This window comes from Methanobrevibacter sp., assembly GCF_017432245.1.
In the GTDB taxonomy this organism is placed as follows: Archaea; Methanobacteriota; Methanobacteria; order Methanobacteriales; family Methanobacteriaceae; genus Methanobrevibacter.
The window spans coordinates 1-16,097 of the sequence record NZ_JAFRJO010000092.1; the positions used below are offsets into that span (position 1 = coordinate 1).

General features: G+C 31.9%; 14 protein-coding genes. 11 read left to right on the plus strand and 3 right to left on the minus strand.

Features of this window, described 5'->3' with window-relative positions; genetic code table 11:
* Both IJI80_RS07330 and IJI80_RS07335 read left to right on the plus strand, forming a co-directional pair.
* The coding region (locus IJI80_RS07330) for an LSM domain-containing protein (protein WP_365954008.1) at window positions 1-75 on the plus strand (75 nt) is incomplete at its 5' end.
* A 222-nt stretch (window positions 76-297) separates the two neighbouring features.
* A complete protein-coding gene (locus tag IJI80_RS07335; protein WP_292775557.1) occupies window positions 298-483 on the plus strand; it encodes a 50S ribosomal protein L37e in 186 nt (61 codons plus the stop codon).
* A gap of 234 nt (window positions 484-717) precedes the next feature.
* Here IJI80_RS07335 and IJI80_RS07340 read toward each other — a convergent pair whose 3' ends face one another.
* Window positions 718-1,179, minus strand: coding sequence for a hypothetical protein (locus IJI80_RS07340; RefSeq protein ID WP_292788897.1), 462 nt, complete (start codon window positions 1,177-1,179; stop codon window positions 718-720).
* Between the two features lie 592 nt (window positions 1,180-1,771).
* Here IJI80_RS07340 and rnc point away from each other — a divergent pair.
* Window positions 1,772-2,440, plus strand: a complete 669-nt coding sequence (gene rnc, locus IJI80_RS07345; RefSeq protein WP_292788900.1) for a ribonuclease III — start codon at window positions 1,772-1,774, stop codon at window positions 2,438-2,440.
* A gap of 25 nt (window positions 2,441-2,465) precedes the next feature.
* Here rnc and IJI80_RS07350 read toward each other — a convergent pair whose 3' ends face one another.
* Window positions 2,466-2,729 carry a hypothetical protein gene (locus IJI80_RS07350; RefSeq protein ID WP_292788902.1) on the minus strand — a complete coding sequence of 88 codons (264 nt, stop codon included), beginning with the start codon at window positions 2,727-2,729 and terminating at the stop codon, window positions 2,466-2,468.
* Between the two features lie 282 nt (window positions 2,730-3,011).
* Here IJI80_RS07350 and IJI80_RS07355 point away from each other — a divergent pair, with 282 nt between their 5' ends.
* From IJI80_RS07355 to IJI80_RS07390, 8 genes are all read left to right on the plus strand, one after another.
* On the plus strand, window positions 3,012-4,487 hold the full coding sequence (locus IJI80_RS07355; RefSeq protein WP_292788905.1) for a homoserine O-acetyltransferase: 1,476 nt from the start codon (window positions 3,012-3,014) through the stop codon (window positions 4,485-4,487).
* Window positions 4,488-4,667: 180 nt separating this feature from the next.
* Complete coding sequence (locus IJI80_RS07360; RefSeq protein WP_292788907.1) at window positions 4,668-6,128, plus strand: sodium-dependent transporter; 1,461 nt, start codon at window positions 4,668-4,670, stop codon at window positions 6,126-6,128.
* 292 nt (window positions 6,129-6,420) lie between these two features.
* Window positions 6,421-7,662, plus strand: a complete 1,242-nt coding sequence (locus IJI80_RS07365; RefSeq protein WP_292788910.1) for an MFS transporter — start codon at window positions 6,421-6,423, stop codon at window positions 7,660-7,662.
* Window positions 7,663-7,895: 233 nt separating this feature from the next.
* Window positions 7,896-8,450: a LemA family protein gene (locus tag IJI80_RS07370; RefSeq protein WP_292788912.1), complete on the plus strand. Its 555-nt coding sequence runs from the start codon at window positions 7,896-7,898 to the stop codon at window positions 8,448-8,450.
* Between the two features lie 106 nt (window positions 8,451-8,556).
* Window positions 8,557-10,344, plus strand: a complete 1,788-nt coding sequence (locus IJI80_RS07375) for a DUF2207 domain-containing protein (RefSeq protein WP_292788914.1) — start codon at window positions 8,557-8,559, stop codon at window positions 10,342-10,344.
* Between the two features lie 684 nt (window positions 10,345-11,028).
* Window positions 11,029-12,411 carry an MFS transporter gene (locus IJI80_RS07380; RefSeq protein ID WP_292788917.1) on the plus strand — a complete coding sequence of 461 codons (1,383 nt, stop codon included), beginning with the start codon at window positions 11,029-11,031 and terminating at the stop codon, window positions 12,409-12,411.
* A gap of 164 nt (window positions 12,412-12,575) precedes the next feature.
* Window positions 12,576-12,848, plus strand: coding sequence for a hypothetical protein (locus tag IJI80_RS07385; RefSeq protein WP_292788920.1), 273 nt, complete (start codon window positions 12,576-12,578; stop codon window positions 12,846-12,848).
* Between the two features lie 356 nt (window positions 12,849-13,204).
* Window positions 13,205-14,497 carry a TIGR02710 family CRISPR-associated CARF protein gene (locus IJI80_RS07390; RefSeq protein ID WP_292788923.1) on the plus strand — a complete coding sequence of 431 codons (1,293 nt, stop codon included), beginning with the start codon at window positions 13,205-13,207 and terminating at the stop codon, window positions 14,495-14,497.
* A 15-nt stretch (window positions 14,498-14,512) separates the two neighbouring features.
* Here IJI80_RS07390 and IJI80_RS07395 read toward each other — a convergent pair whose 3' ends face one another.
* Window positions 14,513-15,814 (minus strand): hypothetical protein, encoded by a 1,302-nt coding sequence (locus tag IJI80_RS07395; protein ID WP_292788925.1) that lies wholly within the window; start codon window positions 15,812-15,814, stop codon window positions 14,513-14,515.
* Between the last annotated feature and the right edge of the window lie 283 nt (window positions 15,815-16,097).

Here is a 16,097-nt window from a genome sequence, read left to right on the forward strand (position 1 = left end):
GAAAAAGGAGAAATAATGAGAAGATTAGGTACTGTTCTCATTAGAGGAGACAATATTGTATACATTTCTCCATAGAAACTTAGTTTCTTATTTTTTCTATTAGTTTTTCTTTGTTCTACTCAATAAAGATTATTTAATTAATTATTTTATTATTTAAATTAGTTTGTTTTATAAATTAATTTTACTAATTATCTATTTTATGTTCTTATTTTAGATAAGACTGTTTTATAGACTATTTATAGTCTGATTTGTGAAATTTATTATTATTGTTTATGATTGATTTAGGAGGAGATAGAAGTGAAAGGAACTCCATCAATGGGTAAAAAGAATAAAAAGACCCATATTAGATGTAGAAGATGTGGTAAAAACTCATACCACGTACGTAAGAAAGTTTGTGCTTCTTGTGGATTCGGTAAATCCAGTAAAATAAGAAGATACAGTTGGCAAAACAAAAAACCTACCACTCGTCAAAGATTAGTATAGGTTTGCCATTAGCTATTTTAGCATTTAAAATTTATTTGGGATAATAAAAGCGAATTATCTCAAAACCACTTACTATTTTTTATTATTTTTATTTCATATAGTCTATTCTAGGATTATATTTATTTCATTTTAGCTTATTTCAGGTATTTTTAATTAGTTTTATGAAAATTAGCAAATTCTTTTAAATAATGAAATAAGTAATTTAAATATTTGAAAAAAAGTAGTTTTTAATGTTTATTGAAAATCAATAATGACTTGATCTAACTCTTCTTGAAGTTTTTTTAACAATTTGATATTTTTTCCTGTCTTATCCAGGATAATTGTCATTATCTTATCAACTTCATTCTCATGGTAATTTGGATCTATCTCTTCACTGACACTGTCCCATAGCTCCACAGCCCAGTTTTTCTTGCCGTTGTAGACTTGGTCAATCAATGTTAATTTGCCATTCTTTAATCTGAAGAGCCTGAAATCCTGTTTTGGATTGGATTTCTTTCCTTCCTTATTGCAGTCAAGATACAATCCATCTGAAAATTCGGTTTTATAGTCTCCTGCCTTAACAAATTCACCAACTAAGGAAAATCCATTCAGTACGCTTTTATCTAAACCTGTAACTGTCTTAACCCATCCGCCAGTGGCTCTAAAGTTTATGGAAGGATCTATATTTGTTATCTCTTCACACCAATTAAGAAGCATCATTATTCTCCAAGTAATCAGTTATATTCAATTTTCATTAATAATATGTCTTTTAATTTTAATAAAATCCAAGATAAAAATTATAATAATATAAATTTCATATAATTTTGCCTTGTTCGTTTAAAAAGGGATTAAAAATATATTATTTTAAAAAAACATAAAATGCAATTTTTAAAAGTCTTTTAAATTCTGATTTAAATCTTTAAGCCAAAGCTTAAACCTGATTTTCAGCAATTTAATATTTTTTTTTTAAAAATGGATTCCATGCTTGTTGGATTATATTATATTAGTCTATTTATAAATGAATTATTCGAGAGCATTTGAAAACTAATATTTTAAAAAAGATAGTTTATTTTTGTTTAGAATTAGTTAATCTTAAGAATCAATTGTTTAAGATTTATATACTAAGGATAACAAAGGATTAAATAGGTATAGTTTTATGAAATATGCTGTGTTATGATAATTTAATATTAATTATTGAAATGATTAATAGAAGTAATATTAAATTATTATAATATTTCATCTAAAATTCACTAAGAATTAAGCTATTTTTAAAACTATATTCAATAAATTGATTATTGAGTGAATTAAAATGAAATTATTGGAAAAATTTGATATTGTACCGAATAACGAACAATTATATGAAATTGCCTTTACTCATTCTTCATACAGTGCCAAACATGACTTGGATTATGATTATGAAAGATTAGAGTTTCTTGGAGATTCCGTTTTGAACATGCTTACTTCAGAATTTCTCCAGAATATGCACCCTACTTTTAGTGAAGGAAAATTGACTAAGCTTCGAGCAAATTATGTCTGTCAGAATGCTTTGATTGTATATTCACATGAGAATAACTTGGATAAATGCATAAGATTGAACTTGGAGGATAATGCACTTACAGATAATGAGGTAATTTCAATCACTGCAGATGTTTTCGAGTCCTTTTTAGGAGCAATTTACCTTGATCAAGGCATAGAAAAGGCTAAGGAATTCCTAGAGCAAACAGTTTTCCCATATATTGAGAATAAAACCGTATTTTTCTATGATTATAAGTCTACAATCAAGGAATATGGAGATGCTGAAGGCGTTGTAGTTTGCTATGAACTCCTTGAAGAGCATGGTGCACCACATGACAAGACCTTTGTAATGAGGATCTTGATTGATGGTGTTGATTATGGCCGTGGTGTTGGAAAAAGCAAAAAAGAGGCCGAGCAATTGGCTGCTTGCGAAGCTATTGATAAGCTTAAGATTGGAAAATAGCGTTTAATTTAAAAAATTGGTTAAGCTATTCCTCTTCATATATCTCAAGGCAAATATCATAAATGGTTATTAAATCTTCTTTTATTCCAAATTTAATGTTTTCAGGATTCTTTTTATTGAAATAATTAATGACCTTCTTCTCATCTATTTCATAATTATCAATCAGATCCATGATGATTTTTGACACTATCTTACTTGTTTCAACGGTAATTGCATCATTGAACAAGAGTTCATATAATTCAATCAATAAATCAGTATTGTTAAATTCAATTGGATTTTCTTTAGTCATGAGATAATTCCTTATTTTTATTGTTAAATGATTATATATGGATTATATATATTAATATTTGCTATTTTTTATATAAAACATTTATAAGTAAATATAAATAGTATTAGATATATATAAATAATGCGTAATACTTATATACTTTAAGAGATTATTCAGTTATTATGGAACTAATTATACAAAACTGAAAATATATTTATTCAATTTATAAATACTAGCTAGCTGTTGAATAGTATGCTGAATTATTTAAAATTCAGTATTCTTAAACTTTAAAGGTAATTGAAAATGAAACAAAATACTGTTGGTAGAGTTATAACTAAGAAATTCGCTATTGAAGAGGATTTGAAGTTAAGCTCTGGCAAGACTCTTAGCAATGTAGAACTTGCTTATGAAACTTATGGTGAATTGAATTCCGCTAAATCCAATGCTATTTTAGTCTGCCATGCACTTACTGGGGATGCACATGCTGCAGGTAAGTACACTGGAAACAAGAATGAGAAACCAGGATGGTGGGAAATGGTTATTGGCCCTGGAAAGGCGTTAGACACAGACAAATACTTTGTAATCTGTTCAAATGTATTGGGAGGATGTAAAGGTTCAACCGGTCCTGCATCCATCAATCCTGCAACTGGAGAGAAATATGCGCTTGATTTTCCAATAATCACCATTGAGGATATGGTTCATGCACAGAAAAAGCTTATAGAACATTTAGGCATAGACAAATTATATGCTGTCATTGGAGGTTCTATGGGTGGAATGCAGGCATTGCAATGGACTGTTTCCTATCCTAACATGATGAAAAAGGCAAGTATCATAGCTACAACTGCAAGGTCTTCCCCTCAGCAAATAGCTTTTAATGAGGTAGGCAGGCAATCCATTATTCTAGACAATAACTGGAATAGGGGTAAATACTATGATCAGGAAAATGCTCCGAGATCTGGGCTTGCGGTTGCACGTATGATAGGACACATCACCTATCTCTCTGATGCATCAATGTATCAGAAGTTCGGAAGAGACTTGCAGGACAAGACAGAACTCAGTTATGACTTCACTGTTGACTTTGAGGTTGAAAGCTACTTGCACCACCAAGGTGAGACTTTTGTTAAGCGCTTTGATGCTAATTCATATTTATACATTACAAAAGCAGTTGATTACTTTGATTTGGCAGTAGACGGTAATTTAGCTGAAGGTTTAAAGGATGTTGAAGCTAAGATACAAGTCATTGCTGTAGATTCCGATTGGCTTTACCCTGTAGACCAGTCTAAAGACTTATTGGCTGCACTTCAAACCAATGATGTTGATGTAACCTATAATGAAGTCAAGTCTGACTATGGTCACGATGCATTCTTGCTTGAAAACGGTCAAATGAACTTCCTTTTATCCAATTTCCTATCTGAGCATAATGTTGGAGATGTAATGAAAACTGAGGTTCCTACAATTTGCATTGATTCAACCGTTAAGGAAGCTGCAATTATCATGTTTGACAACGAGATCACTCATTTGCCTGTTGTCAATGATGATAATACTTTAGCTGGAATCGTTACTGCATGGGACTTGTCCAAATCAATTGTAGAGGATTGCAGTGAATTGAGGGAAGTAATGACTAAGGATGTCAGAACCTGTAAATCAACAGATGAGATTGAGGATATTGCAAGATTGATGAAGAAATACAATATTTCCTGCTTGCCTGTTGTTGACGGAGATGACTTAAAAGGTCTCATTACAACCGATAGGATATCACATCTTATTTCAAATTACTAGTAAATCGTTTATTGGTCTCAGATTAATAAACATTTTTATTTTTTAACTTTTTTATCTTTTATTATAATTTTAAAAATTTTTTATCTATTTTTCTCATTTTATTAAATTATTTATAATAAAGTTAAGTTTTTATATTTATATTAATAAAAATATTAATAATTGACTTAAGGATTTAATAACATGAGTGAAAAATTAGAGTGGGATAGTTCCCTATCATTTATATTTGCTATGATTGGAGCTGCCGTTGGTCTTGGAAACATTTGGAGGTTCAGTTATGTACTGTATTCCAACGGTGGAGGATCATTCTTTATTCCTTATTTCACTGCTATAGCAATTATGGGAATCCCTTTTTTAATACTTGAATATGGTGTGGGATTCAGTTTTAAGGAATCCTTTTCGAAGATTTTAAAGGAGATCAATGAGCGGTTTGAGTATATAGCTTGGGCTCTCGTTCTATTTGTTTTTATTGTTACTATTTATTATATGGTTATTCTGAGTTGGGATCTGGTATATCTTCTAAGCAGTTTCACATTCAGTTGGGGTGCTGATACAGCTGCTTACTTCACAACAACTGTTGGTGGAGGCTCTGATTTGGCTAGTGCAGGATTCTTGCTTGTCCCTACAACAATTTGTGTCATCTTGATGTGGATTGTTTTATGGTACATTTCCCATAAGGATGTAGATGAAGGTATCGGTAATGTTTCAAAAATCCTCATTCCAGCATTATTTGTAATAATGGGAATCATTGTTATTTATGCATTGTCATTGCCTGGACACATGATAGGTGTAGACGCTCTTTTAAGGCCAAGATGGTCTATGCTTTTGGATATCAACATTTGGCTAGCTGCTTTTGCTCAAATCATATTTTCATTAAGTATGAGTCAGGCAATCGCTTTGACATATGCAAGCTACTTGCCGAAGGCTTCCAAATTAACCGACAATGTACTTATTGTAGTTGCTTCAAATTCCTTGTTTGAAATATTCACTGCATTTGGTGTATTTTCAATTCTTGGTTACATGTCCCTTCATTCAGGTATAGCAATGACCAATTTGGTGACTGAAGGTACAGGACTTGTATTTATTGTTTTCCCAATGATTTTTAATATCATGGGTCCAATTGGGAGGGTTTTAGCACCATTATTATTCTTGGCTATCTTGTTTGCAGGAGTAACCTCTGCATTAGGGTTCTTTGAACCAATGCTATCTTCAACAAGCGCTAAATTCAATTTAGGAAGAAAAAGAACTGCCAGTATTCTATCTATAGTCGGTTGTGCATTTTCAGTCTTGCTCACTACTGGAATAAGCAGTTATTTGGTAGGAATCATTGACTCATTTGTTAACCAGTTCGGTATCCTTCTATTGATTGGAGTCCAATGTGTAATATTCGCTTGGTTCTATAAGCTTGATGATTTGGTTCCTGTATTGAATGAATATGGGCACTTGAAAGTGGGCAAATTATGGAAATTCATAATAAGGTATCTATTGCCAATTGTGCTCTTTGCAATGTGGATTTACGGTATGTATGATCTCTTTATGAGTGCAGCAACATTCGAGTTGATTGTTGATTTAATCATTATGGGGGCTGTTTTAGTATCCAGTATCATTTTAACTAGATTAAGCCCAAGAGAAGATGAAAGTTAACTTTTTATCTTTTCTTTTTTTTAATTTATTTTTATTATTTTATCTTTTTTAATTAATTTTCACTATTTTTAATCAATTTTATTATTTTATCTTTTTTAATTAATTTTCAATATTTTAATCAATTTTATTATTTTATCTTTTTTAATTAATTTCACTATTTTAATCAAATTTATTATTTTATCTTTTTTAATTAATTTCACTATTTTTAATCAATTTTATTATTTTATCTTTTTTAATTAATTTTCACTATTTTTAATCAATTTTTTATATAAAAAAATACAATATTTAATTAATGAATGCTATAAGAACTTCCAATCAAAATGAAGATAAGATATTCACCATAGACTTCTTTTTAATATTTGGTGCATTGCTCTTTACAGCTCTTGTAATGTATGCATTGATGTCTACAGTTACTGAGTATGCCACATCTATGGGCACAAGTGCAACCATAGCAGGTCTTGTATCCGGAATATACATCTTTGGTGGGCTTTGTTCAAGAATATACTCAGCAAATGCACTTGAAAGAAGGGATTGGAAGAAATTAGCCATTATTTTCTTAAGCATTCACTTTTTAGCATGCATTTTCTACTTTTTTGCAAACAATGTAACACTTCTTTTGATTGTAAGATTTATTCATGGACTTGGATTTGGAGCCTCTGCAAATGCAATAGTTACCATAGCAAGTGCAATATTGCCTAAAAAGAGATTTGGAGAGGCATTTGGATACTTCATGCTTGGAACAACAATTGCAGTAGGGTTAGGCCCTTACATTTCTGGATTCTTCTATGACAATTGGGGATCAATCGGCTCTTTCTCTCTTGCAACAAGCTTTGCTTTCCTTGGATTGCTATCAATAATCCTTTTGGATATAAGCAAATATGAGACCATTCATAACAGTGAGATTGATAATGTTAGGGATGATGGAGAGATAAGTCCTAATGATATTGATTTAGAGGAAAAAGGGACAGTCAGAAGGATTATAGATAAGATATTTGAAGTTCCTGCCATTCCCGTATCTCTATTTACAGGACTTACAAGCCTTGGATATGTTTCCATATTGTCTTTTTACAGATTGTATGCAGTTGAAGTGGATTTGGTAGGTGCATTTTCACTATTCTTTATAATATATTCAATTGTTCTAGTGGCTTCAAGGCCAATTGCAGGTAGAATTCAGGACAATTACGGTGACAGAATTATCTGTTTCACTGGAATAATAGCTCAAGCAATAGGGCTCTTTTTAATCGCTTGGATGCCTTCTACCATAACTGTTTTCATCTGTGCAGTATGTGCAGCACTTGGTTTCGGTACACTTAATTCAGCTTGCACAGCTATTGTAACAAGGGACACTTCTGCAAATCGCCGTCCTTATGCAATATCAACATTTTTCATTTTCTGTGATGGAACTATGGGATTCGGACCTGCATTGCTTGGATTATTTGTAAGTGCTGCAAGCGGATATGCTCCTGTTTACTTCATTTCATCATTCATTACCTTGCTTGCATTGCCAATTGCTTTCTTTGCACTTAAAAAATAGTTTAATAAATTATCCTTTTTTTATATCAATTTTAAATCAAGTATACTTGACTTTTTAAAAAAATATTATTTTTTAATAAATTTAAATAAAAAAGAATAAATATATAAATGAAAATAAATATTTTCATAGTGATTATAATCTTGATTTATTGAATAACTTTTCATGATTTGAAAAGATTTAATATAAGTCAAAGGATTGTAATAATTATAGAACAAAATATCGTAGGTGAAACTATGAATCTTTTATTGATAATCTTAATCGTTATAATAATCATTATTCTTGTAGCTATTGTAGCTATTTACAATGGCCTTGTAACTGCAAGAAACAAAGTGAAGAACGCATGGGCTCAAATTGATGTTCAATTGAACAGAAGAGCAGATTTGATTCCTAATTTAGTTGAAACCGTAAAAGGATATGCAGGTCATGAAAGCTCTGTATTTGAAGATGTAACTGCAGCAAGAGCTGGATTGATGAATGCAAACGGCGTAAAGGAAATTGGTGAAGCTAACAATCAGTTATCCAACACCTTAAAGACCTTGTTTGCTGTTGCTGAAAACTATCCTGAATTGAAAGCTAATGAAAACTTCAAGGAATTGCAAGCTCAATTGGCAGAAACTGAAGACAAGATCGCTTATTCCAGACAGTTCTACAACGACACTGTATTGATGTACAATAACAAATGCCAAACATTCCCAAGCAATATCTTTGCAGGAATGTTCGGATTCAAGGAAGCTGACTTCTTTGAAGCTGCTGGAGAAGCAAGATCAGTACCTAAAGTTGAATTCTAAATTGATATATTTTAGAAATTAGGATTATAATTAAATTTAATCCTATCTTCTATTGCATTGAATTAATATATGGAGTTATCTCTCTGTATATTAATAGGAGAAATCTATGAATTATAAAAACAAGGCATTGGCTATTCTTTTAATCCTCATATTCTGCTTATCCATATTGCCAACAGCATCTGCTGTTGACTATTCCATTCCATATTCCAATGTGGATATACAGGTATATGATGATGGGCTAATCAATGTCTATGAAGAGATTGACTATCATTTCGATTCATCTGCCAATGGTGTGTACAGGGATATTCCCCTAAAGAGGAACCAATCTGTTGAGAATCTTCGTCTTTATGTAGAAGGGGCTTATTATGATTATCAGATAATTCAGGGAAGCAATCAAGAGAGGATAAAGATCTATCTTTACAGTGATGCTGCTAAAACTCAAAAGATTAGAGCTGGAACAGATGTTAAGGTTTATCTCCAATATGACTTCACCCATGTTGTAAAAGTCTACAATGATGTGGCTGAATTGCAATACAAGGTTTGGGGAGATGAATGGGAAGAGGATTTAGGTGCATTGGATGCTGTAATTCGTTTCCCAGATGATAAGAAGCTTGAATATTGGATAAACCCTGCATACAGTGATGCTCAAGCCAAATGGTCTGACGGCAATCTAATGATTTCCAGTCATGGTGTGTCTGAAGGAAGCTATGTTGAAGCAAGAGCACTCATTCCATTAGATGAATTCTCATCCAGCACACCTTATGCACAGCACATCAATAAGGATGCTGGAGATGAAATAAGGAGCATGCAAAAAAGTGAAGCGGATACACAGACTCTCTTAAGCACTGTAGGTTCCATTGTCAATTATCTCCTTGTAGCATTATGTGCAATTCCACTTGCAATCTATTATAGGTTTGGAAGGGAACCGAAAACTGATTATCAAGGAATCTATGAGCATGAGCCTCCTACTAATGACCCTCCTGCATTTGTAAATGCGCTTATGGGCGGATTTGGAAAGAATGTCGGTGATTTGGATCAAAAGGCTTTCCAAGCTACAATCATGGATTTGATTAATAGGGGAAAGCTTGGAGTGGACTCTGAAGAGGATACTGAATTCACTAAAACCACTTTCCTTATCGTAAAGTCAACAGATGGCCTTGAAAGGTATGAAAGGGAATTGGTTGACATTTTAAGAACCTATGAATTGAATGGAAGAATCAGTTTCTCATACATGCAGGATTGCCTTAGGGAAGAAAACCAAGCAAGGGCTTATCAGGACAGATACAACAATTGGTGTCAAAACTTCAAGAATGACTATTTGCCTGAAGAGGTCTTTGAGGAATACTTTGATCAAAAGGGTTCCGATTATATGATGTACTTTGGTATAGGCGCTCTAATATTAGCAATTATCGTTGGAGCATTATCCCTTTTCATACACTTTAGAGGAAGCTTCATAACCACTATAGTTGCAGTGTTCTTTGCAATTGTAGGTATTGCTTGCCTTGTCATGCCATCTGGAATAGGTGGAAAATACACACTTAAAGGAAAGCTTTACACTGAAAAGTGGGAGAAATTCAAGAAGTTCCTTAAGGATTACTCATTGATAAAGGAGCATCCTCCAGAATCAATTGCAATATGGAACAAGTATCTGGTCTATGCAACCGCACTTGGTGTAGCGGATGAGGTCTATAAAGCTATGAAACTCCATGTTTATGGTGGATTGGACAATCCTAATTACACTTCAAATGACTTGTTCATGTTCTATTATCTTGGTGGATACAATCATGTAAACAGTTCATTTGCAACTGCATCATCTACCATTTCAGCTGCCAACAATGACTCCATAGGAGGAATCGGAGGCGGTTCCGGTGGTGGAGGTGGTGGTGCGTTCTAGAAACCACCATCATTTTTAATTTTTTTATACTTTTTTTATTCTTTATTTTTATTTTAAACTAATTGCTTTTTTTAATTTTTATTATTACTATTTCATTGTTATTTATTTAAAAAATAATACTCTTTATAAAGAGTATTACTGATTTAAGCTATTTTAAGCCATTTGTAATAAGACAAACTTTATATATAATTAGTTCTATATATTCAATTGCATGATATTACTTTTTAGTAAATTTTTATTATTTTTGAAATATTATCGCTGTGTTACCTTTAAAGTTAGAATCTGAAAGTTTATTAAAATTTGATATTATGTAATTTAAGATAATAAGTATATTTACTTATTTTCTCTCCTTAATGCATTTTAGATAGATTATGATGGTTTGCAGAATAAAAGTTTATTTAAATCTTAAAAATCACTACAATCCAAATATTATTAATAAATTTCTAAATCACAAAACATTATAATAGCAATCTCTTCTGCAAATCGTTATAATCTTAATCTAATCTCTTTTTTTAAATTATTTTTTTATTTATTCTTAACATTCATTTAGTTTTTAGCTATTTTTTCCAATCCTTGTTTTTATAAATTAATAAAAATTTTTCTTTCATTGCTCTTTTAAAAATTATATAAAAATTTATATTGAATCTAAATTATAATTATTAATATCAACTATTAGGTGTTAATGTGGGTATTGTAAATAGATTAGGTTTGGAAAAATCAGTCATTCTGCTTGCTGCAGTCGTTTCATTTGTAACCGCTTTCTTAGCAAACATCTCAGTGGCTTTGCCTCTTATTGCACGTGAGCTTTCAATGAGCAATATTGTTCAAAATTGGGTTGCCACAATATTTTTGCTTGCTATTGCAGCACTATCAATACCTTTAGGAAAATATACAAGCAAATACGGTCTTAAAAAGTCTCTTTTTATAGGAATTATAGTCACTATGATTGGAGTGATCATATCCTGCTTCTCATTTAGCAGTGAATTGTTACTCTTTTCAAGAGTTGTACAGGGAATAGGAACTGCATTCATCAATGTGGCTTCTATGGCACTGATTGTTTCTGCTGTTCCTCCAGAAACCCGTGGACAAGCTTTAGGACTTAATATTGCAGGAGTTTATATAGGACTCTCTTCCGCTCCAGTTATAGGCGGAATCGTAATCTATTACCTTGGATGGCAAAGTATCTTCTATTGCATGTTGCCTTTCCTTGTATTTGCAGCTTATCTATGTCATTCACTGAAGGATGAATGGACAATGTATGATGGAACAATCGATAAGTTAGGATCAATTGTATATATGCTTGGAATATTGCTGTTTGTTTATGGATTCACTGTAATAAACACCGGTTTAGGTAAGATATTACTCTTAGTTGGTTTGGCCTTACTGATTTGCTTTGCGTATATTGAATTGAGGGTTAATAATCCTGTATTCGAAGTGAGATTGTTTAAGAATGCAAGGTTCTCCTCTTCAAATTTAGCATCCTTGATAAGTTATTTGGCAACATTTGTAATCACATATATAGTAACCTATCATTTTCAATATATTATGGGTCTAGATTCACAAATCTCAGGTCTTCTTCTAATAGTAACTCCAGTGATGATGGCAATATTGGCACCGATATCAGGTAGAATATCAGATAAGATAGATCCTCAAAAGCTTGCAGCTATTGGTATGGGATTTGTTACTGTAGCTATTTTGATATTATGTTTCCTGAATGAGTCAACTCCATTGTATATAATTATTATTGCAATGTTCCTTCAGGGAATCGGTTATGGATTGTTTTCAACTCCAAACACAAATGCGATTATGAGTTCTGTACCTAAAGAGGAAACAGGAACCGCTTCTGCATCTTTAGCTGCTATGAGAGTTATAGGTCAGACATTAAGCATTGGTCTTTTGACTGTAATATTTGCATACATTATGGGAAATGTGCCTATTGTTCCTGAGTATTATCCATTGCTTATGGAAAGCTCAAGGATTTCATGTATAATTTCAGCTATTTTATGTGTAATAGCAGTCTGTGCTTCTTTGGTTGGATTAAGATCTGATGTTGAGTACGAGACTTAAATTATTTTTTTTACTTTTTTAAAATTTAACTTTTTTTAAATTTTTCATCTTTTTCCTATTTCTTAAAATTAATATTTTTCATAATTTTCCTATATTTTCATAAATGGTTTAATATAGCAAACCTTTATAAGTAACGATTTTTATAATATTGTTCCGGTGATATGATGATAGGAAAAAGCGATATTTTAAAAAAACAGGAACAAGAAAGAGAACTCCCAGACTACGGAATTGGCCCAATTGTAGCTGCATACTTTTTGGGATATCTCAAGTCTGAAAATGGTGAAAAGATAGCCGATGAGGATATTGAGAAACTCTACATTGGGGCTTGCCTTAAAATGGGAATCGGTCCAGTGGAAGACCTTTCTGAACTGTTCCAAGTATTATTTGGCTTAGGAGAAGAGAAAGATGATGACAAACCTCTTCAGTACTATGCATAAATAATCAAACTTTTTCTTTTTTTTAAGTATTTTCCTAGTATTCTTAATCAGTTTTTTTTAAGTATTTTCCTAGTATTCTTAATCAGTTTTTTTTAAGTATTTTCCTAATATTTTTAATCAGTTTTTTTTAAGTATTTTCCTAATATTTTTAATCAGTTTTCTTTTTTTTAACTATTTCTCAATTTCATTAATCAAAATCAGTCTCGTTTTCTTTCAAACTTATTAAATATCTTAAAAATACTATTTTTTCTAATTTATAATTTTAAATAATATTAAATCAATATAATTAATTGAAACTAATTATAATAAATTTTTAAAATTCAAGAATTAAAATCATCATGGATTATGGGATTGACATGAGACGAAAAGAAGTTATTTTATTCATGACAGTAGGAACTGGTATCAACCAAGGCTCAGAAGAAGAGGGCTATAAAAGCATGGCCAATAAGCTTTACGCTTCAATAACTCGTATATTTCCTAATTTTGTCGTATTCTTTGCTACTGAAAAGTCCAAAGAGACCATAAAGTATATAGAAGAATTGTTCAAAAGGGAAAATGATGTATTCGTTGAAGATGAGGATTATGAAATCAAGTATATAGCGGAAATAGATGATTTCAATCATTGCTTTGAGAAAATTGAGGAAGGAGTCTGGTTTTATGATATCCTGTCAGAGGATAATGTTGAAATCGTGATGGATTACACTTCTGGAACCAAAACCATGTCTGCAGCTATTGCATGCTGCGGAATGATGTATAACAAGACCTTGGTTTCAGTTGGAGGAGACAGATCTGCAGGTCTTGTGGCTCAAGGTACAGAATCAATCAATTACCATAATCTTTATAAGATCTATGACAAGTTTTCCTTAATGAGAGTCAGATCCAATTTCAATGCAAACAGATTCTTTTCAAACATTGATACTTTAAACGGCATTGTTGATACCACTATCGCTAAGGATGACTTATTAAACCTTTGCAAGTCCTATTATGCATGGGAAAATATGGATTTCAATGAAGCATACAATTTTCTAACTCAAATCAATATGGACCGCTTGGTCTTTTATGAAATCAAGGAAGAGTTGAAGAAAAACCTTAAGGCCTTAGGTGCAATCTGCAAGTCAAAGTCTGAAAACCTTAAGAATTGCTATATTCTTGCCAGTTTAATCAACAATTCCATAAGAAGGGCAGAGGAATACAAGTATGATGATGCAATTGCAAGATTATACAGGGCTTTTGAGCTTATAGCTCAAATCAGATTGTATAAATATGATCTCTTTTCTTCAGATATTGATGTTGAGATTCTAAAAAACAAGGGAGTTAGTGAGGAATTCATTCAAGACCTTGAGAGAAAAAGAGAGGAAGACGGCAAGATCAAGATAGGTCTAATTAAGGATTATAATCTTCTATATCAATTGGATGATGATTTAGGCAAGTATTTCATTGAAAACGAGAACAGAATCAGGAACATGACTAAAAAGAGAAACGAGTCAATTCTAGCTCATGGATTGGAATCACAGGATAAGGAAAGCTTTGATGAGTTCTTGGACCTTATCGTAACTTTGGCTAAAAAGCTGGATAAGGATATGAAAAAGTTCTTGGATGAGACTAAATTTGCCAAGTTTGATTTGAAAGTAGATATAAATAAAGATTAAATTATTTTTTTTATTTTATTCGTCTTCATCTTCCCCTATTTGTTTTAAAAACTCTCTCCATTCCCTTTCCTCTTCCATCATGTATTCATTGTATTTCTTAAAGTCCTTTTCGGCTAATTCTTTTTTTCCACTTCTTTTGTAATGCTTAGCGCGTTCTAGGTATATTGTATAATAGTCAGGATGTTTTGATTGAAGATTATTGTAGATGTTTTCAGCCCTTTCTGCATACCCTGCCTTAGAGAGTCTGCTTGCAATTTCCATAATGTATTCGCTATATGGTCCTTCATTATAATCCCAGTTCTCAAGCATAACATGTGTTCCTACCTTTATGGATTCAAATGCATTTTGATTGTCTCCCAAATCGAAATAGATTGCTCCAAGGACATGGAATGCCTTGTCATATTGGTAGTTAGCCAATAGTTTGTTTGCATATTCGATTGCTAGGTAATAGTTTCCTAAATAATATGATGTTTCGGTGATTAAAAATAGTGAAGTTTCATCTATCTCATCGATTTTCAATGCTTCTTCCAGGTATTTATGAGCAAGTTCGAACTTTAGTATTTCTATGTAGTTTTTAGCTATTGCAGTCTTCTTATCCACTGTAGGATAGATTCTGTCAGAGTTAATGAGATATTTCAATGAGTCATAATGCCTGTTCAATTTATAGTATGACATTCCTATTATGAAATTAAAATGTGCAGATTCAAGATCTCTATCAAAGATTCCATTCTGTTTTTGCTCTTCAAAGGACTCGATCAGCTCATCGTATTTGCCAAGAGAGTATAAGCGAATCAGTACAGCAGATTTCATGGATGGAACTACATTGGCAAGCTCATTGTAATAGAACATGGAACGTTCGCTGTCCTCAATTTCATCATAGATTTCTGACATATGATGCAATGCCAATGTGTTTTCAGGATTCAAGTCCAGCACTTTGTCCCCATATTCGATTGCATTTTCGTATTCTTCAAGTTCCCTGTATACAATCAAATGATTTAAAAGGTATCTTTCCTTGTTCTTGGTTTCCTTTAGGATTTCCAATGCCTTAGCTATTTCATTCATTTTTATATAGGTAAGTGCTATCATAAGAAAACCGCTGTCACTCACTTCGCCATTTTCCATACATTTGTTAAAAAGTTCGATTGATTTCGCATATTCCTTCTTTTCGTAATAATCGCAAGCCAGGTTTTCCTGGAATTCGATTAGATTCGGATTGATCTTCAGTATTTCCTTACAGACTTCTATGGATTTGTCTACATTGAATTCACACTCCACAGAGTTGTAGGATGCTATTAGTTTGTCAAGTTTGCTTGACATAAATATCACCATAAAAAAGTTGATTTAACAAGTTTAGGTATTGGTAGTATATAAAGGTTTTGAATTGATACAAAATAAAAAAGAAAAAGAAGGATTATTTTTATAAATAATTAACTATTTATGGTTCTTTTTCTTTTTTATTAGTTTATTTCAGTTAATTTTATATATAGGGATTCACAAATTAGTGTTAATGAGTAGTGGATTTCTCCACTACTTATCCTGCATATAGTTCAGTATTGCAAAGATTGCAGAAATTACCAAACTTATGCAGGTGATAACACTA